Source organism: Metabacillus schmidteae (genome assembly GCF_903166545.1).
Lineage (GTDB): Bacteria > Bacillota > Bacilli > Bacillales > Bacillaceae > Metabacillus > Metabacillus schmidteae.
Window position 1 is genome coordinate 1,316,840 of sequence record NZ_CAESCH010000001.1, and the last position, 21,016, is coordinate 1,337,855.

Consider the following 21,016-nt stretch of genomic DNA (forward strand, 5'->3'; position numbering starts at 1 on the left):
TTGCTACCAAAATATATGAGAACTATAGGTATTTTAATAGATTCTTAAAAATTACTGAATATGCATTGGGCCACATATGAAAACCTTCAATTGTAAATGTCTCTTTTAGGTTGCCTTTCTTATCTACTAATCCCTCATTAACATTGACAAATTCGTAGTCAAGATTTTTTGCTAGTAATGCTAATGATTTATTGGCATCTAAAATATTGGGGTTATTTCTTGTTTTAAATAATTCTACATTATGATTTCCATTTGAAGAATTATGTACTTCTGCATTAACAGGATAATAAGCCATAATATATACCATGCATTCAGGTAATCTTTCTTTTATTTGGTATAATATCTTCTCATAGTTTGCAATCAGATTTTCTTTTTTATAGTCTGGTAAACTGATATCGTTTGAACCTATGTTAATAAATATTTTTGAAGGTTTTAAGGCAAAAATGCATGTTTCCATGTTTGACAAAAGATCAGTTGTTAAGAACCCTCCAACACCACGATTGTAAATAATATAGCGATTCTCAAGCGATTGTTGAAGTTCATTAATGGGGAATTGTTCCATTAAAGATGAACCAACGAACAAAATTTGTCCACTGCGAACCTTTTGGTTTAAATGCTTATATCGTGTCAATTTTTCTTCTCTCTCAAACCTAAAAAATGCTTGCATTACCTCATTTGCTATAGGGTCCCCAAGCATCTCAAACCATTGTTTACCTGACATGTGAAATCTACTCCTTACCTATAATAAATGTATTTCGAGTATAACCCTTAAATGTACATTAGCTTTAATTAAATTATATAGTCTTATTTTTATAATGTATAATATATAATAAAAGATATATTTATATGTTTTTGTATATAAGGTGGAGAATTATGGAATTTCAACATTTACGTCAATTTAAAGTTATTGCAGAATTAGAGCACATGACAAGGGCAAGTGAAAAATTACACGTTGCTCAGCCTGCTCTTAGTAAGATTATTCGAATCTTAGAAGATGAACTTAAGGTCAAGTTATTTGATCGAGTAGGCAAAAATATAAAACTAAATCAGAATGGTCATATTCTTTTAAAATACACAAACGAGATTATGTGTGCACTTGATGATGTGAAAAAAGAGATGTCAGATGTTAATGAACAACAAGATAATAGAGTGGTGATACTGATGTACGCTGCTTCCAAATTGCTTCCGAAAATTCTTCTCGATATAAAAAAGCAGTATCCTGAATATAAGTTCATTATCAAACAACATGAGACTGAAAAAGAAATAAATGCTGATTTATTCATATATTCAACGAAAGAGAAAGTACACGAATCAAATGTCGTTACTCTATTAGAAGAGGAGATATTATTGGCAGTTCCAAACGATCACGCTTTTGCTTCAAAACAAAATATTAGGTTAGAAGAAGCTGCTTCGGAATCTTTTATTAGTTTGCAGACAGGAAAGGATCTAAGAGATATTACAACATCTTATTGCCGTATGGCTGGATTTGAACCAGAGATAATATTAGAAAGTGATGACCCAGCTACTGTTAGAGGGTTTATAGGTGTTGGTCTTGGAATTGCTTTTCTACCAGCAATTACTTGGGGTGGAGGAGTGGATAACAGCATAAAACTCTTGTCAATCGCAAATATTCCATGCAATCGGTATATAAATCTTTCCTTTAAAAAAGGGAGATACCAATCAAGGGCGACAAAAGTGGTATGCCAGCATATCGTTGAATTTTTTAAATCACTCCAAAAAGATGATGTTTAAAATAGGAGATTTTCAACCTATTTCAGTATTTTAAAGATTAATATCAATTACTAAGAAGATAGTTTTTTAAGAAATATAAAATAATATAACCCTGTATCCGATGTAATTGGTTTGCACGTTTTAGAGCTCCTATGTTGAAAGTGGATTGGGGATTTGAATACCTCTCGGATCATTAGAGTAAGAAGCCTCTATTCCTTGATATATGGAATTGAAGCTATTTTTTTGACTAAGCTTTGCAATAATTCTTTAATCAAATTTTCTAATTTACATTAGATTATTCTCTCTAGGTTTTTCTGACGATAAGCGCTATTAACACTTCTAGAAGAATAAAACACCAGAATTTCATATCTCTTCTTCAGTAAACGGGCCATATTGTGAAAATTCCTAGAAGGTTAAATAATCGGGTCAGAGGTTCGAATTTGAGCATCAAAGTAAGCTTCAACTCCTTGGTAGATAAGGGGTTGAAGTTTTTTGTATAGGAGATTAATTGTTCGAGATTTTTTGGTCCTACGTTTAATGTAAATTATTTAAATTTTAGTTTTGTTTTATTAATTTATATATAATTTTCAAAAAAATTCTATAAATATTCATATTATTCTGAAATGTAACCGCTTAATATTGAGAGGCGATTATTCTTACGATAAAGGTGGGGATATTATGAGGTCAAATAGAAAACCATAGCATCTATTCTCAGAGGTGGTCAAATAACAATAGTTCTGAAAAAGGGGGAGAAAATTATGGTTATGCAAAGCAGGAAATTATTATCTATCATTTCTTCTGTTGCACTTTTTACAGGAATCATGAGTGGTTGCAGTGGACAGGAAGAGAAGACAACAGTCAGTGGAAATGGTGTAGAACAGGAAACACTCACAATATTGATCGACAACCAAACTCAAGCGGATGGAATTAAAGCGATTGCCGAAGCGTTTGAAGAGAAATATAACATAAAAACAGAATTTGAAACACGACCAGGTGGTTCAGAAGGGGATAACTTAGTAAAAACAAGACTTGCGACAGGTGAAATGACAGATTTAGTTTTTTATAATTCAGGTTCACTTCTACAGGCACTTAACCCTGAACAGAATTTCGTTGACCTTAAGAATGAGCCATTTATGGAAAAGATTTTAGATGATTTTAAAGGTTCTGTAAGTGTAAAGGATAAGGTTTTCGGCATTCCGGCTACACCAACGCAAGCAGGTGGGTGGTTGTATAACAAAAGAGTATATGAGGAGCTTGGTCTTACTATTCCAAGAACGTGGGATGAGTTGATGGCGAACAATGAAAAAATTAAAGAAGCTGGTAAAACTCCTGTAATAGGTGCTTTTAAGGACACTTGGACATCTCAATTGATTGTCCTTTCAGATAACTATAATGTCCTAGCTGAAAATCCTGAATTTCCAGAAGATTTAACAGCAAATAAGTCAAAGTTCTCCACTACTCCTGCTGCACTTCGAAGCTTTGAGAAACTAGAAGAAGTTTATAAGAAAGGTTATTTCAATGAAGATTTCCTTGCAACGACTTATGATGCAGGTGCAAAAATGTTAGCTGATGGAACTGGTGTGCATTATCCAATGCTTACTCAATCATTAGCGGTCCTTGCTACAAATTTTCCGGACAAAATACAAGACATTGGATTTTTTGCTCAGCCGGGAGATCAGACTGACAAAAATGGAATAACCATTTGGATGCCGATGGCAATCTATATTAATAAGAATAGTGAACATATAGATGCAGCTAAGAAATGGATGGAGTTCTATGTTTCACAAGAAGGTGTTAATTTATATTCTTCCAAAGTAAAGCCAGAAGGTCCTTTTGCTATAGAAGGAGCAGAGCTACCTGAAGATGTATATCCGGCTGTTAAAGACATGGTTCAGTATTTTGATACTGGTAGTATTGCCCCAGCACTTGAATTCCTGAGTCCAATAAAAGGTCCAAGTCTGGAACAGATTACAACTCAAGTAGGAAGTGGAATAAGTACTGCAAAGGATGGAGCAGATTTATATGATAAGGACGTGGAGAAACAGGCAAAACAGATAGGTCTTGAGGGATGGTAATAATTTTTAAGATGACCCTAATTCTTTAATTAGGGTCCGTATTTAATAGGCTAGTAGAAAGGAGAAGTCATGGAAAAGTTAACAAATAAAACTTATACGTACACTTTTTTATTACCTGCTGGAGTTGTTTATTTTGTCTTCTTCTTATTACCGACGATTATGTCTCTTTTTTTCAGTATGACTTGGTGGACATTAACTGATTGGAAATTCATAGGTCTTGAAAATTTCATTACTTTTCTATCAGAACCTTCTCTGAATATTGGTTTCAAAAATACAATCATTTATGCGGTCATTACATGTGTATTAAAAGTTGTTCTTGGATTACTGCTTGGTGTGTTTTTGAGTACAAAGCTAAAAACAGTAGGGTTTATCCGCTCAATGGTATTCTTTCCAACCTTGTTAAGCACAATCGCTGTCGGAATAGCTTTTACAATGCTAATGCATCCTTCACAAGGAATGATTAATTTAGCACTAGGAGTAATTGGAATCGCTGGACCGGATTGGTTAGGAGACACGCGTATTGCCTTACTTTCTGTTGCAATGGTAGATGTATGGAAAGGTGTGGGGATGGCAACCGTTATTTTTATCGCGGGGATTATGTCAATTCCGGAAGACTATTATGAAGCTTTAATGATTGATGGTGGTAACTCGTGGCACAAATTTAAAAATATTATCCTACCCCTTAGTCGCCCTGCTATGAACACGGTGATTATATTAGCATTTATAGGTGGATTACGCACATTTGATTTAATTTGGGCAATGACCAAAGGGGGGCCGGGCTTTAGTACAGATTTAATTGCATCGATCATCTATAAACAGTATCAAGCAGGATTTTATGGTTTATCAACAGCTGGAAACGTTATTTTATTCATACTTGTTTCTGTGTTAGCCTTCCCTTTATACGCTTATCTAAATAAAAAAGAGGTGGATTTATAAATGAGTAATTATGAAATGATTCCCTCCACAAGTAAGCACATTATAACTGACAAAAGGGAAGGAAAAACATGGCGGAAAGTAAGAGGTTTTATAATAGAACTCTTTGGAGTCTTAGGAACGTTAGTAATTTTCGGTATACCTTTTTATTTTGTCATTGTTAATGCTTTTAAGAATACAAAGGAATCTTCTTTGTTAAACATGGATTGGCCAAGTTCGTTCCATTTTATCGAAAATGTTCAAGCGGTACTTAGTGCACAGGATGGAATGATTGTTCGGGCATTTTTTAACAGCGTTATGATAACAGGCGGTTCGATCATTCTCTTAATATTATTTGGAGGTGCTGCAGGATACGTATTACAAAGGAAGGTAAGTAAAGCAACTCCTTTCTTTAATTTCCTTCTATTGGCAGGTCTCATAATTCCTCCTGCAGTAGTTCCTACAATATTGGTATTACAAGGAATTAGTCTCTTTAAAACAATGCCAGGCATTATTTTAGTTGAAGTGGCACTAAACTTACCATTTACTATTTTGTTATATAGAGGATTTATGGTGACAATTCCTAAGCAACTTGATGAAGCTGCACTAATAGACGGCTGTGGTAGGTTTAAATTGTTTTTTCGAATAATCTTGCCTTTATTAAAGCCGGTATCTTCAACTGTCATTGTGTTAACTGCAGTGAACGTTTATAACGATTTTGTAAATCCATTGTATTTTTTTCCTGGATCCGAAAACGCTACTCTGCAATTAACTCTTTACAATTTTATGAGCATGTACAATACACAATGGAATTTGCTCTTTACAAATGTCCTATTAATATCGATCCCTCCTCTCATTCTCTTTATTTTATTTAATAAAAGAATTGTAGCTGGAATGACTGCTGGATCTATCAAATAACTTAAACATTTCTACTCATATTATTGGCTAAGGGGGAAGAAAGTTGAAAAAAACTTTTTGCTTTTTAATGATGATGATTCTATTGGTTATGCCAAATTCTGTATGGGCACAAGACTCTGTTTTAGAGAAAACTAGTAATCAGGGAAAGCAAAACTTAGAAGAAAAGCACACTGTAGTAAAAAATCATAATTATAGAGTGGCTTTGTCACTAGGTCAGGGAGTAGAGGAAACTCTGAAATCGGGCTATATATTTAAACATGGAGATACCATAGCATCGAACCAAAAGGAACTTCAACAACTGTATATAAATGCAGGAGCCAATGAGATGTTTGTTAGAATTAATACTAAAAGATACAATGATGGAGATCTATCGGTAGATCCTGAGCACGCTGAGCTACACTCATTAGAAACTGGTCTCAATATGTGTAAGATTGCAGCAGATCTTGATATTCCAATAAATCCTGAGATCATGTTAGCGTACACTTATATGGATTCATTTAGTCAACAAGCACCGAATTTTAAAGATTATCCCGAATTAAATAAACCTAACAAACCATGGAGTGAATATACTCTTGAAGAAATGAATAATGTTCTTACACAGTATGGAGAATTGGTTGCGTCTGAGCTTCTTTCAGCGGGGTGTGAGGTAAAATATTGGAATTTAGGTAATGAAGCTAATTTTGGTTTCGGTGGAGTAAATGTTGGGCTGAAAACTGCTGTTAATCCTGAATTAGAGAATAAAAATCTTTGGGACATGTACATGCTTCCGTCCTTTGGTACAGAATGGCTTAAAGAAAATGTGTGGAACTATAATGGGAAAATGATGGCAGCTTTAGCAAAAGGAATAAAGAAAGTTGATCGTAATGCAAAGTTTTCAACGCATATCACAACAGCAGTTGCGGATAAAACATTTGCAACCGCTTATTTCAAAACTTTGTCCAAAAATGGATTTAAGGTTGATCAGGCGGGTATCAGTTTTTATCCAACTTCAATGAGCTATTTACAAGACCCGGTAGCAACTGTAAAAGACATGATTGTAGCGATAAATAAAGAAGTAAAAAAACCTGTATTTATCGCTGAATATGCGTTTCCATCTGAAGAAATGACTAGTGGCCCATTTCAGGATTGGGATGTCCCGCTTAATGGATATGAAATTACTGAAGAAGGTCAATCACAGTTTACAGAGGATTTTATTAAGTGGGGGATGAAAAATGGTGTAAGCGGCATTCGTCCTTGGGCACCTGATTTGTCTCTAAATCACTGGGGGCCAATGTCTTTGTTCACTGTTGATGAAGAAATAAAGACAATCAATGCGAAACCAGTATTAGATGTTTATCAAACTTATTTTTCTAAGTGTTATTTTGGAAGTGGAAAGAAAAAAAGGAATACGTGTGATTGGTAAATACATCCTATTAATATTTAGTGCTTGTAAACTTATTTCTGGCCAATAACCCCTACAATTATAAATAATTGGAAAACTAGTTTTTTAGTTGAGTATCAATTCTAGTAAGCTCTCTTGTATATTTCAAAGAGAGCTATTCCTTTAGAGTGAAATTCAATTTCGTAGTAGCGGCAACTATAGTTAAATGTATTTATTAAAGATATAAAAAAAATTATAAAATTATATATTTCCTTATATAATTTTAGTGTGAAAGCGCATAAAATCATATGTAATCCAAGTAATATAGTTCCTTAGGTATAGAATGTGAATGAATAGAAACTTTAAACTTATTAGAGGAAATTTACTATCTGGACCGTTACAAAGGAATTGTGTTTAATTCAGTTTTAAGTGTATTTAATGTAAGCGTTTAATAATGGTGAAACTTAATAGAAGAGGGGTTAGAGATTATGAAAGTTGAACATGTACTAGAAGATCATGTGGAAAATCAAGAACCGCAAAAAGGAAAAGAGCTTGGATTAGATGCTCAAGGAATTCAAAAAACCATGAAATTGCGTCATTATCTTGGAGATGGGGCAGGACAGGTCCCATTAAATGCTATTACTGGATTGGTAGGTATGTTAACTTATTTCTACACTGATAAGGTTGGAATGGCTGCAGGAGTTGTCGGTACTATTTTATTATTGGCCCGTGTGTTAGATGCCTTTACAGATATAACGATGGGAGTGCTTGTTGAAAAGACTAAATCGAAATATGGAAAGGCACGTCCATGGCTGTTGTGGATGATAATACCCACACTACTTTCAATTATATTATTATTTACAGTTCCGATAGGTGCTTCTTCAACAGTTAAAAATATCTATGTATTTATTACTGTTGTGCTTGCTACAGGGGTTGTTTATACAGCTACTGTTATTCCTTATAATAGCCTTGTTGCTTTACGGACTAGAAGTTCGGAAGAAAGAGGTAAGATGGGCATTTCCCGAGCTGTATTTGGATATATCATTGGTACAATTGTTGCCGTGGCTTTAATTCCAATTACAAATATGTTTGGAGGAGACCAAAGATCCTGGATTATCGTAAGTGTAGTGATTGCAATTATTTCAAGTATTTGTTTATATTTGGCATTTCTTGCATCAAAAGAGAAAGCTACCGAAGCACATGTGGAGGGGAAAGATGAAACCATCACACTAAAAGAAAGTTTGCCATTACTGTTTAAAAATAAATACTGGGTTATTATGTTGTTTGTTTTGTTCTTGATGAACATGATGTCTGTTCTGACCGCGTCAACTGGAATTTATTATACAAAATACATTCTTGGTAACGAAAATCTAATCGGTGTTATGGGAGCAGTTGGTCTTATACCTGTCGTATTAGGGTTTATTGCAATAGGCCCAATGGTCAAAAAGTTTGGTCCTACAAAAACGATCCGAATTACTCTAATTATGGGGGGAGTGGCCGCTCTAATAAGATGTTTTATGCCATATAGTTTTACAGGTGCACTCGTTTTAGGAGGAGTTACTTCATTTGCAACCATTCCTTTAATGGCGTTAAGCATTGCTTTAATTAACAATACTGCGGAATACGGAGAATGGAAATTTGGAAAACGAACTGTAGGATTAATTAATAGTGCCAATAGCTTTGGCGGAAAATTGGGAAGTGGTCTTGGAGCCGCCATAATTGGATGGATCCTTGCGCTTGGAAACTATGATGGGACGTTAGCTGTACAGCCTTCTTCGTCCATATTCAGTATTTTGTTGTTAACTGTTTATCTACCATTTGTATTCTTTCTAGTTATTTATCTACTTTTACGTAAATATGATCTGGATTTGAAATATCCTCAGATTGTTAAGGAGCTCGAAGAAAGAAAAGCGAATTGAAAATATAAGAAGTAAAAAAATTAGTTCTTCATAGGCATAGATAAACTGTTTAAAAAGCTTATGTTTTATTAGAAGTTGCTATCAGTGAATAAAGAATGTTTAACTGTTTGCTTATCAGATTGGTAGCAGCAAAAAAAGTGAAGGTTTGAGATTTGGGGAAATCTTCAAACTTTTACTGTTACCATAACTGATTAAGAAATTGGATAGATAGGGGATGAACATAGAATATATGTTTGATAAAGCAAATATACAAATTCGGGATCCATTTATTCTAAAAGTAGATAATGAAAAAAGATACTATCTTTATGGCACAACGGATAAAAATGCCTGGACTGGTCCAGCGGAAGGATTCGATGTTTATAAAAGTGTTGATTTAGAAAGTTGGGAAGGGCCATTTCCCGCTTTTAGACCCCAACCTAACTTTTGGGCTAATATGAATTTTTGGGCGCCTGAGGTACATGAATATAATGGGAAGTACTATATGTTAGCCAGTTTTAAGGCGGAGGGAGTGAGCCGAGGTACGCAAGTACTTGTTGCTGACGATCCTCTTGGACCATTCCAGCCACATAGTGATGGTCCAGTTACACCTAAAGATTGGGAATGCTTGGATGGTACACTTTATATAGATAACAATAATCAACCTTGGATGGTTTTTTGTCATGAATGGATGCAGATAAAAATAGGAACTATTGACGCTATTAAGCTCTCAGAATCATTAGACCGTGCAATAGGCGAACCAATCACGCTATTTACCGCTATTGAAGCACCATGGGTTACCCAAATGCCATTGCCTGAAGAGGCACGGATATTATATCCAGATGCTTCTTATTATGTTACAGACGGTCCCTTCTTGCATCGTTGTCAGGATGGATCTTTATTGATGCTGTGGTCGAGTTTTAAAAATGGAATGTATGCTCAAGGTATTGCTGTCTCACTATCCGGTGAAATACAGGGACCTTGGGTTCAAAACGAGGATCCTATATTCGAAAGTGACGGAGGGCACGGCATGATTTTTAGGACATTCGAAGGTCAACTAAAATTGGCACTACATTCACCAAATGATTCACCGAATGAAAGACCAATCTTCATTGATTTGAATGAAAAAGATAACAAGCTTGTAGTTGCTAGGTAATTAGATTAGGATTTACTCTTTATCTAAATGATCGGTTTATTATGGTAGAACTAATTATAATAGATGTAATTAATTATATTTAAGTTGCTCTTCTTTTTGGGGGCATCTTTTATGCTATTTTGATTTAGATTACTACTATTTATTTTAGTTAATGATATATATTTAGCAATATTTTTCTGTGTTTTATTATATAATCCTCATTTGAAAGCGTATAAAATATTAATAATTCGATGTGTTATCAATATTATAACTAAACGAGTAGCAAAAAAATGCTTTAAGTATATTGATGAACCAAAGAAACAGAATATTAATCTCTCATAAAAAATAAACCTACCTAATAGAAAGGATGTTTAGATATGAAAGTAACAGAATTAAAAATAGAGTATAGAGAAAATCCAATAGGATTAGATGTGGTGAAACCAAGGTTTTCTTGGAAACTAGTTTCTAAAGAGCAAAACGTTCTGCAAGAAGCATATCGAATTGTTGTGTCAAAGGGCGGAGTTGATCTATGGGATACAGGTATAAATGAGAGTAGCAATTCAGTTTTAATTCAATATGAAGGACCAGAGCTTGCCCCACTCTCTTTATACGAGGTAAAGGTAGAAGTTTGGGATAACAAAGGTAATCAAGGGTTAGTACAAGGAACTTTTGAAACAGGTTTGTTAGGTGGAACAAACTTTAGTGCAGAATGGATTACTCATGAATTTCCTGAAGAAGAAACAGCATGTCCTGTTTTTGTGAAAGAATTTTCTGTAAAAAAAACAATTGAAAGGGTTCGTGTGTACGCAACATCCCTAGGTGTTTATGAAATAAAAATTAATGGTGAAAAGCTAGGAGATACTTTCTTTGCACCTGGTTGGACTAGTTATAAGAATCGACTTCAATATCAAACCTATCAAGCAGACCGTATCCTTCAAGAAAAAAATAAAATTGAAATCACTGTAGGTAATGGTTGGTATAAGGGGATTTTCGGTTTTACATGCACACCAAACCATTATGGTGATCGCGTAGCTGCTTTAGCTGAGATCCATATCACTTATACAGATGGTACGAGTGAAATAATTAAGACAGATGAAAGCTGGAAGGTGACAACAGGTAGTATACGTAGCAGTGAGATCTATATGGGGGAAACCATTGATTCTTGTTATAAGAATGAGAAACTTGAAGAGGTTGTTAGTACTTCATATAAAATGGAAAATATCATAGCTCAAGAAAGTGAACCTGTACGTATAACGGAGAAATTACCAGCAAAAGAATTGATTATTACTCCAAAGGAAGAAAAAGTGATTGACTTTGGCCAAAATCTTACAGGATTTGTAGAGGTAAAAGTTAAAGGCAAAGTAGGTCAGAGAATTACGATCAAACATGCAGAAGTTTTAGATAAAGAGGGTAATTTTTATCCCGATACATTAAGAAAAGCGATTTCAGTGGATCAATATGTTTGCAATGGAGAAGAGCAAACATTTTTACCACATTTTACGTTCCATGGTTTCAGATATATCAGCATTGAAGGGCTTGAGGACATTCAATTAGAAAACTTTACAGCTTGTGTCCTGCATACAGAAATGGAAGAGACCGGTACATTTATTTCTTCAAACCCTCTAGTTAATCAACTTCAAAGTAATATTCAGTGGAGTCAAAGAGGTAATTTCTTAGATATTCCGTCTGATTGTCCACAAAGAGATGAAAGGCTAGGATGGACAGGAGATGCTCAGGTATTTGCTGGAACAGCTGCATATAATCATAATGTGGCATTATTTTTCACTAAATGGCTTCATGATGTAGCATCTGAACAAACTGAAGAATTTGGGGTTCCACATGTAGTACCTAATATTTTAGGAGATCAAGATGGTGCAGCAGCTTGGAGTGATGCAGCTGTAATTATTCCATGGGTTATTTACGAAACGTATGGAGATGTTCGAATTCTTGAGGAGCAATACGAGAGTATGAAAGGTTGGGTAGAATATATTACGTCTAAATGTGGAAGCAATGGACTATGGCAAACTGGATTCCAGTATGGAGATTGGCTTGCTTTAGATAAAGAAGAAAGTGCCGATAGAACGGGTGCTACAGATAAATACTTAGTTGCAAATGCCTATTATGCTTATTCTACGAACATTTTGAGAAAAGCAGCTGAAGTGCTAAATAAAGCAGAGGATATAAAGAAATATAGTGAGTTATATCAAAAAGTAAAAAAAGCATTTAATGAGGAATATATTACTGCGACTGGTAGATTGGTTAGTGAAACACAGACGGGGTGTGTATTAGCTCTTTACTTCGACTTGGCAGAAGAGAAATATCGAAACAGAATTTTAGAGGCATTAGAAACGAATATTGCAAACCATAAAAATCATCTTTCAACTGGATTTGTAGGAACACCTTATCTCTGCCATGCGCTAACAGAAAATAACCTTCATGATTTAGCTGGTACGATTTTCTTAAAAGAAGATTATCCTTCTTGGTTATATTCTGTGAAAAAAGGAGCGACAACTATTTGGGAGAGATGGAATTCGATTTTACCAAATGGAGATTTCGATACTTCTGGCATGAACTCTTTAAACCATTATGCATATGGATCTATCGGTGAGTGGATGTATAGAAGGTTAGCAGGAATTAATCAGCTGCAGCCAGGGTATAAGAAGATTTTAATTAAACCACAATTTATTAAAGGAATCACTTCAATAGATGCAACCTTTAACTCTGTTTACGGGGAAATAAAAAGTTCGTGGTCATGCAAAGATAATGTGATAAAAGTAGCTATTGAAATTCCTGCTAATACTACAGCTATTCTTTATTTACCAGAGAAAGAGCAGCCAATAGAAATTGGTTCTGGAATCTATCAATATGAATATGAAACAGAAACTAGGTTAGAAATAGAAAAATTTACATTTGATACTACTTTGCAAGAAATTCTAAATGAACCTCTTGCTATTGAACTCTTTAATCAATATGCTCCAGAATTAATGGGACATCCTATGATTGAGTTTGCTTATCAACTTTCGGTAAGTGAAGTATTGGCGAATGCACCTACTGAATCAGCTACATTGTTTAAAATGGTGATAGATGCACTTAATAAAAGCAATAATGAAGTAGGCGCAATCTAAATAAGTACTTCAATAATGGTAATGAAAAAAGTACTCAGTTTAAGAGTGCTTTTTTCTTGTCTTCTTATTTATGCTTAATTAATAAAGGAAGTGCCAATAATAATTATGACTATTAGTGAACGAGAGGGCATGAACAATAGGGCAAGAGTTTAGTGAACTTTTCTATTATAATATTGATTGGGTGAAAGCATAGTGAATATAAAGAATTATCGGAGTTCAGTTTATAAAATTACAGAGCTATTAGAGGTTTCTAGAGTGCCAATTTTATTGTGGATTATATTAGTATATAGTGGAGCGATCTTGCTGCAATTTATAAGTAAACCATTAATTATCCAGACTATTGTCTTTACATTCATAATTGCCGTTCATATCTCTTTATATTGGAAGTGTGATTTACTTATAGGTAATTATCGTTGGGTGTATTTTTTCTTTCAAGGCATTCTAATTATCATCTCTTCATTCTTGATCCCAAGTGGTTCACCAGTTATTCTGATTGGGCTCTTACCAATACTAATTGCTCAGAGTATAACAATTTTCCAAAACAATTTTAAAGTTTTTATCGTATTTATTATATTATATTCTTCTTATTGTGTAACAATAGGAATTACTTATGGAATAGAAGAACTACCTATATTTATTCCAATTTTATTTATTATTTTAACGATCGTTATTTTTTATTCTGTTACGTATAACAGGCAGGTCAATGCTAGAGTTCGGATGGAATATTATTTGCAGGAATTAGAGGAAGCTCATCAAAAGGTGGAGGAATTGACTCTTTTAAATGAAAGACAACGTATGGCTCGGGATTTACATGATACCCTTGCACAGGGTGTAGCAGGGCTAATTATGCAATTGGAAGCGATTGAAGCACATGCTAGGAATGGTAATACGAAAAGATCTCAGGAAATTATTAAACTATCTATGCAACAGGCCAGGGATACATTAAAAAATGCCAGGAAAGCTATAGATGATTTGCGGACAAAAGAATTAGAGGATATCGATTTTTATCGAGCTTGTGTTGAAAAGCTTGTTATCTTTTCTAAGACCAATCCTATCAAAGTTGAATATGAGATTGAGCCGATTCAAAATCTCTCAGGATTAAAAAAAGAACATAGTCTCTATATACTAAGTGAGTGTCTAACGAATGTTTCAAAACATTCAAAAGCTAAAAAGGTAAAAGTCACCATCAGCAAGGAACAAAATTTCTTATTTATGGAAGTGGAAGATGATGGTGTTGGGTTTCCTGCACATCAAGTAGGAAAATATATCGGGAAATATGGATTGTTAGGGCTAAAAGAACGTGCTCGGATTATTAACGGGAGTCTAGATATTATAAGTAGTCATGATACCGGAACATCTATATCTGTCAGAATTCCTATTTAGGAGAAAGGAATAATAAAGTGAAACATAAAGTATTAATAGTGGATGATCATATGGTTGTTCGTGAAGGATTAAAGCTTATTTTAGAAACAAATGACTCTTTCCAAGTAATTGGTGAGGCAGAAAATGGAGAGATAGCGTTACAAATAATTGAAGATTCTAAGCCTGATGTTATTTTAATGGATCTAAACATGCCGGTAAAGAGTGGATTGGACACAATAAAGGTTTTGAATGATAAACAGATTTATATCCCTGTTATTATATTAACAACATATAATGAGGATGAATTGATGATTAAAGGTATAGAGATGGGGGCAAAAGGATACCTATTAAAAGATACGAGTCGTGAACATTTATTCCGAACGATAGAATCTGCGATTAGGGGAGAGACTCTATTACAAGATGAGGTAATACAGAAATTACTCAATAAAAAAAGTAAGAAACAAAATGTTGTTTCAAGTTCTGATAAGCTATCATTAACTGAAAAGGAACTGTTTATTCTGCAGGCTGTTGCAAAAGGATTTCGTAGTAGGGAAATAGCTTTTGACATGGGAATTGCAGAAAGAACGGTAAAGGCCCATCTTACCAATATTTTCAATAAACTTGGCGTGAATACGAGAACCGAAGCAGTTGCTGTTGCGATGGAAAATGGTTTGTTTCGTTTATAAATTTAATAGTAAGCTGTAGATTTGGAAAAGCCACTTAATCATTTGATTAGTGGCTTTTCTTAATTAAGTGTTAATTGCATTGGGATTCTTTCGAAACTGATTGGGTGTCTGACCAGTATACTTTCTAAATATACTAGTAAAGTAACTTTGATCATTAAATTGAAGCATCATACAGATATCTGCAACAGACAAATCAGTCTGAATAAGTAATTTTTGTGATTCTTTTAGTTTTTCGATTTGAATATATTTACCGATTGGATAGCCTGTTTCTTTTTTAAAAAGTTGTGAGAGATAAACTTGGTTTAAATTAACTTTCTCGGCCAGGTCCTGTACCGAGATTTGATCAAATATGTGATTGAAAATATAGTTTTTACAAACCTGAACAGGTTTGGATTGGTTATTGTTTTTGTTCTCATTAATACGATCTACAAATGAAAATAAGCAATCTTGATTAATGAGGTTGATCTTCTTCAGTTCTAACGTTTCTTCAATTTTTTGAATGTAAAAGTCGCTCATTGTAAAAGCAATCTCCGGATATAAGCCTCCATCTATTGCAGCCCTCGTAGCAAGTGCAACAGATATAATAGCATGATTTTTAATGTTTCTAATTTGACTTAATTTTGATAAGGTACCAATTCCTTCGATTTTTATATTATTTAAGTGATCTTGCAGTCTTTCTTTATTTCCTTCCTTTATACATTGCCATATGAGTTGTTCCTCTCGGTAATCCATGTGAAAAGATTCATTAATTCGACGATCTCTGATGAGTGCCTCTATATCTGTACTCTCAAATTTTAGCGGATCTTCTATATATGTTTTTAAATGTTCCGGATCAAGATTCTTTTTATAGATTAAATAATAAATAAGCCGACAAAGTGAAAAGATCTCATTCTGATTTAGGTGTTTAAACTGACTAAAATATAATACTAACTCTTCTTGTATAGTGATTGGTAATTGGTAATCTTTCATTAGTCCTAGAATCATACTTTCTGTAATTTCATAAGTAGAAAAAGGACCGATTAAAAGATAATTATTCATTTTTTTATTTTGGGCAATTGTAAGCAAAAGATAGGTTTCCATATAGTCCGTTATTTTAATTATAGGAATATCTTGTTTTTCTTCTGATTGAATAAGATATTTAAGAGTTTTCTCTTTTGTGTCTAAAAGAGGATTTTTGAATTTTTCACCATACTTGAAAGTGATTTGTTGTTCTTCGTTAAAAATAGTTACTGGGATTCGAGAAGTTTCAAAAATCATCTCAGAGATCATCGGTAAGTCTTTCATCATACTTATAGCTCCTTAGTACTATGATAATATTAAGCGTTTTCATATATTCTACTATAAAAATCTTTAAAATCACATATATAAATTAAAATTCAAACATTAAGATATAAACAACTTTATTAGAACTATAGGACCAAAAGTAAGCAATTGCTTTTACAAAACTGGAGGTATTTATGAAAACAAAGATCAAAGACTTAAATGTATCTACTAAGATATATTTTCTAATCATTATTGCCATCATTTTTTTAATTTTAAGTGGCACTTTTGGAAATCTGAATTCTTCAAAAATGTCTGGAAGAGCTGAGAAAATGTATGAGGAACAGATTATCCCATCACAGCTATTAAATAAGCTTATGGCGATTGATCAGCAAATAAATGAGTACATTCTAGATGGATTCTTTACAGAAGATTCCAAAGAACCAGAGATTAATATAAAAGAGGCTGATCAGCAAAAATTGATAGTAATGGAACAATACCAACAAGAACTTTCGAAATCCTCTAAAGAAAATGAATTATTACAGGGTTATAAAAGAAGTGGAGAAAAAGCGATTGAGCTTAGAAAAGAAATATTTCAGTTGAAAAGCGAAGGGAAAATAAATGAAGCTTACCAGTTGTATTTCGGAGACTTTCGTACCAATCAAAATGAGAGTAAAGAGATCATAGCACAGCTTTTCACTTTAATAAGTGAATCAGCAAAAGAATTAAATGCCGAGAATAAAGAAGAGAGTTGGCGATTGTTAATTATACTAAGTATCATTTCTGGAACAGCTATTATCGTTTTATCTGTTATTGGCTATTTTTTGGCTGGAATGATTACAAAGCCCGTTAAACATCTGGAAAATCTTTTAGGGATGGCAGAGAAAGGGGATTTGACTGGAATTGTTGATTACAAAGCAAAAGACGAGATAGGTAAATTAATGATGTCATATGAAAATATGAACCATGGTATTCGAGGATTAATTACTAACGTAGATAGAGCTTCGATGAATGTGGCAGCTTCTGCTGAAGAGTTGAGTGCTGTATCAGATCAAAGCAAAACTGGAAGTGAATTAACTGCTAGAGTAGCTGAGCAATTATCTATTGGTTCAAGCAACCAAGTAGAGTTAATAAGTCAAAGTACAGCAACTTTAAAAGAATTGCTGGAGTTAACGAATAAACTGTTGAATCAGACAGCACAGGTATCTAAAAGTACTGAAAGAACAACTCGATTATCGTTAAGCGGTTCCTCTTCAATAAAGAATAGCATAAATGAAATGGGAAACATAAAAAAAGATGTAGAGAATTTAAGTACATCTATTGAAGGGTTAAATCACCACTCTCATCATATAGAAAAAATTAGTGGGATGATTACGTCTATAGCGGATCAGACAAATCTGCTCTCTTTAAATGCAGCAATTGAAGCTGCAAGGGCTGGAGAATCGGGGAAAGGATTTGCAGTTGTAGCTAAAGAAGTGGGGAAGTTAGCTGAACAGTCTTCTGATTTTGCTAATCAAATAAATCAAATTGTGCATAAACTTCAAATAGATATTGAAATGGTTCTATCCTCTATGCAACTGACAATAAGTGGAGTGGCAAAAGGTGACATTGCTACAAAAGAAGCAGAGAGTGCATTTGAAGAAATTCATAAGGCAATACAACTTGTGGAAACAAGTTCTGATCAAGCAGCCTCTACCATTTATTTAGTTGAGAAAAAGACAAATGATATTCATGATGCAATGTATAAAGTTGCAGAAATGGCAAATGAAGCTTGCGAAGGGTCAAGGCAAGTGACAGCAACAACTCAGGAACAACTAGCTTCAAGTGAGGAAATCGCTGCTTCATCTCAATTACTTGCAAAAATGTCGGAGGATTTAAGGGAACTCATTGTACAGTTTAAGATGTAGTCATAAACTTTAAAAATAACAATGAAAAAGGTTGTAAGAAAAATATATAAGTACTTTGCCCTATCGTACATCAGGCATTTGCCCCTATGTACGATTTTTTTTATGTCTTCGGCTATTAAAATGAAATAGTAATAACAAAGGTACATTCCTGCTACTACAGCATGAAAATAAGGAAGGAGATTTAAATTGGCAAAAATACTCTTTAAGATAGGTAATTGGGCAGTTAATCATAGTAAAAAAATTATTGGAGCATCAATAGGAGTTTTGGTAATTCTGGTTGTTATTGCTTTAAGCATGGGACCTTCTTTTGAGGAAAACATGTCTATTCCTGGAACTGAGTCAGAAAAAGCTCTAAAAGCAGTAGAAAGAGCATTTCCTCAGCCAGAAGATGTAGGAGGAGAAGTTCAGTTAGTTTTTAAAGCACCAGAGGGTGAAACGCTTGAGTCTGAGGATGTAGCTAACAAAATGAAAGATGTGCTGGACCAAATAAAGAAAGAGGATAAGATGGTTGTTTCAACAGCTACACCTATTGATTTAGGTAATCTAAGCACTGATAAAAAGATAGGGTTCGCAACGGTTGTATATGACGTCCCTTCTGCAGAAGTAACAGATAAATCAAAAGAAATTGTACTAGATAGTATTGAAATAACAAGAGATGCCGGAATACAGACAGAGTTAGCTGGAAGTGTTGCTTTCTCTGAGATAGAAGTTGGGGGTATAACAGAAGTATTGGGAGTAGTTGTTGCTTTTGTAATATTAGCCCTCACGTTTACATCCTTTTTAGTAGCAGGAATGCCGATTTTGACCGCTGCTATCGGTTTAGGAATAGGGTTGATGCTCATTTTAATAGGAACGAATATGTTTGAAATAACTTCTTTTTCTCTTACTTTAGCAGCGATGTTAGGCCTTGCTGTAGGTATCGATTATGCTCTATTCATTGTTTCACGTTTCAGACAACAACTAACAAGAGGATATTCGGTAAAAGAGTCGGTTGCCATTGCAAATGGAACGGCTGGAAGTGCAGTTGTTTTTGCTGGGATTACAGTTATTGTAGCATTGTTGGGGCTTGCAGTTGCTGACATCCCATTTCTAACCGCAATGGGCATATCAGCAGCAATGTGTGTATTGATTGCGATCTTTATTGCTGTCATAGTGGTCCCGGCAATTCTTGGGTTGATGGGACATAAAATTGGGCCTAACAGAAAAAATGGTTTACTTCAAAAAATGAAAGGCTCTTCTCAAAAAACGGACTCAAATAAATGGGGGAAATTTGTGACGAAGCGTCCTTTACTTGTCACGATTCTTGGAATTGGTTTGTTAACCGTCATAACACTACCTTTTTTCCACATGGAACTGGGACTTCCTGATAATGGGACAAAATCCGATGAGACAACTGAAAGAAGAGCGTATGATTTATTATCAGAAGCCTATGGTCCTGGTTATCATGCAAATTTAGTTATTGCAGCTAAGATCCAAAAGAATACTGAAGATCCACAGGACGCATTAAATAATGTAATCGAGCAATTGGAGGAGTTACCTAATATAAAAAGCTTGACACCTCCAATACCTGGCGCCACAGGTGACTTGTATATTATGAACCTTACACCTGAAAAAGGACCCAATGATTTAGAAACAAAAGAATTGGTTACTTCTATAAGAAACAAAAGTGAATTAATTTTAAAAGAACAAAATATTGAGGTAATGGTAACAGGGGCGACAGCTGTTAACATTGATATTTCTCAGAAACTAAATGATGCACTTCCTTTATTTGCAGCCTTAATTGTAGGATTTGCTTTTATCCTTTTAGTATTGGTATTTAGATCGATTCTAGTTCCTTTAAAAGCAGTTTTAGGTTTCTTACTTTCGTTAGGCGCGACATTAGGTTTTATCGTATTTGTCATTCAAGATGGAAATCTACTAAATATCTTCGGATTACCAACAGCAAGTCCTGTTTTAAGTTTTTTACCAGTTATAGTAGTTGGTATATTATTCGGTTTAGCGATGGATTATGAAGTTTTCTTAGTTAGTCGGATGCGTGAAGTATATTCACATACAGGTGATGCAAGAAAAGCGATTTTAGCGGGAATGAAAGATAGTGGCGGAGTCGTAACGGCAGCAGGTTTAATCATGATATCTGTTTTTGCCGGTTTTATGTTCGCTCCAGATCCGATAATCAAACAAATGGGATTAGCTCTTACATTTGGTGTACTCTTTGATGCCTTTATTGTACGAATGGCTATTGTTCCAGCTGTTATGTCATTAATGGGAAAAGCAGCTTGGTACTTACCAAAATGGCTGGATAAAATTTTACCCAATCTAGATATTGAAGGCGAGTCAATAATGAGAGATCTTGAGAAAAAAGACAGTTCTGTTCAAAACGAGGCAGTCTAATAGAGTGTAGTTCCCTTTTGGTAAATAAACTTTTTAACAAAGAAACAGGAGTATGAACATGTACTCCTGTTTCTTTGTAGTCCTGATGAGGTAAATGTCAGAGATTTAAATGATCCAAGACTATTTGCCCGAACGTTCATATATTACATGCCCGAAAGGACGTTATTAAATAAATTTAATGCTATTAAAATGAAACTTGAATATGTAGCGTTTACATCTAATAGAAATTGCTACTATTCAAAGAGCTTATCGATCTGTA

Annotated in this window: 14 protein-coding genes; 12 read left to right on the top strand and 2 right to left on the bottom strand. The window is 34.2% G+C overall.

Annotated features, from left to right (window positions below; translation table 11 throughout):
• Positions 1-22: 22 nt before the first annotated feature.
• Positions 23-721: a GDSL-type esterase/lipase family protein gene (locus tag HWV59_RS06385; protein ID WP_217708443.1), complete on the bottom strand. Its 699-nt coding sequence runs from the start codon at positions 719-721 to the stop codon at positions 23-25.
• Positions 722-873: 152 nt separating this feature from the next.
• Between HWV59_RS06385 and HWV59_RS06390 the strand changes: the two genes are divergently transcribed.
• The 10 genes from HWV59_RS06390 (at position 874) to HWV59_RS06435 (ending at position 15,199) form a co-directional block, all read left to right on the top strand.
• Positions 874-1,752 (top strand): LysR family transcriptional regulator, encoded by an 879-nt coding sequence (locus HWV59_RS06390; RefSeq protein ID WP_175638354.1) that lies wholly within the window; start codon positions 874-876, stop codon positions 1,750-1,752.
• 737 nt (positions 1,753-2,489) lie between these two features.
• Entirely contained in the window at positions 2,490-3,806 is a 1,317-nt protein-coding gene (locus HWV59_RS06395) for an ABC transporter substrate-binding protein (protein WP_102232303.1), read from the top strand.
• A gap of 69 nt (positions 3,807-3,875) precedes the next feature.
• Positions 3,876-4,742, top strand: coding sequence for a carbohydrate ABC transporter permease (locus HWV59_RS06400; RefSeq protein WP_102232304.1), 867 nt, complete (start codon positions 3,876-3,878; stop codon positions 4,740-4,742).
• Positions 4,743-5,636, top strand: a complete 894-nt coding sequence (locus HWV59_RS06405) for a carbohydrate ABC transporter permease (RefSeq protein WP_235991669.1) — start codon at positions 4,743-4,745, stop codon at positions 5,634-5,636. It begins immediately after the preceding gene.
• Positions 5,637-5,679: 43 nt separating this feature from the next.
• Positions 5,680-7,038 (top strand): glycosyl hydrolase 53 family protein, encoded by a 1,359-nt coding sequence (locus HWV59_RS06410; protein WP_102232305.1) that lies wholly within the window; start codon positions 5,680-5,682, stop codon positions 7,036-7,038.
• 446 nt (positions 7,039-7,484) lie between these two features.
• On the top strand, positions 7,485-8,915 hold the full coding sequence (locus tag HWV59_RS06415; RefSeq protein WP_102232306.1) for an MFS transporter: 1,431 nt from the start codon (positions 7,485-7,487) through the stop codon (positions 8,913-8,915).
• Between the two features lie 214 nt (positions 8,916-9,129).
• Positions 9,130-10,047: a glycoside hydrolase family 43 protein gene (locus HWV59_RS06420; protein WP_235991670.1), complete on the top strand. Its 918-nt coding sequence runs from the start codon at positions 9,130-9,132 to the stop codon at positions 10,045-10,047.
• 356 nt (positions 10,048-10,403) lie between these two features.
• Positions 10,404-13,151: a family 78 glycoside hydrolase catalytic domain gene (locus HWV59_RS06425; RefSeq protein ID WP_175638355.1), complete on the top strand. Its 2,748-nt coding sequence runs from the start codon at positions 10,404-10,406 to the stop codon at positions 13,149-13,151.
• 255 nt (positions 13,152-13,406) lie between these two features.
• Positions 13,407-14,534, top strand: a complete 1,128-nt coding sequence (locus HWV59_RS06430) for a sensor histidine kinase (protein WP_175638356.1) — start codon at positions 13,407-13,409, stop codon at positions 14,532-14,534.
• A gap of 17 nt (positions 14,535-14,551) precedes the next feature.
• Entirely contained in the window at positions 14,552-15,199 is a 648-nt protein-coding gene (locus HWV59_RS06435; protein WP_175638357.1) for a response regulator, read from the top strand.
• 63 nt (positions 15,200-15,262) lie between these two features.
• On the opposite strand, the gene HWV59_RS06440 is transcribed toward HWV59_RS06435, so the two are convergent.
• On the bottom strand, positions 15,263-16,486 hold the full coding sequence (locus tag HWV59_RS06440; protein ID WP_175638358.1) for a helix-turn-helix domain-containing protein: 1,224 nt from the start codon (positions 16,484-16,486) through the stop codon (positions 15,263-15,265).
• 170 nt (positions 16,487-16,656) lie between these two features.
• Here HWV59_RS06440 and HWV59_RS06445 point away from each other — a divergent pair, with 170 nt between their 5' ends.
• Complete coding sequence (locus HWV59_RS06445; RefSeq protein ID WP_175638359.1) at positions 16,657-18,366, top strand: methyl-accepting chemotaxis protein; 1,710 nt, start codon at positions 16,657-16,659, stop codon at positions 18,364-18,366.
• A gap of 186 nt (positions 18,367-18,552) precedes the next feature.
• Entirely contained in the window at positions 18,553-20,757 is a 2,205-nt protein-coding gene (locus tag HWV59_RS06450; protein WP_175638360.1) for an MMPL family transporter, read from the top strand.
• Positions 20,758-21,016 lie beyond the last annotated feature (259 nt).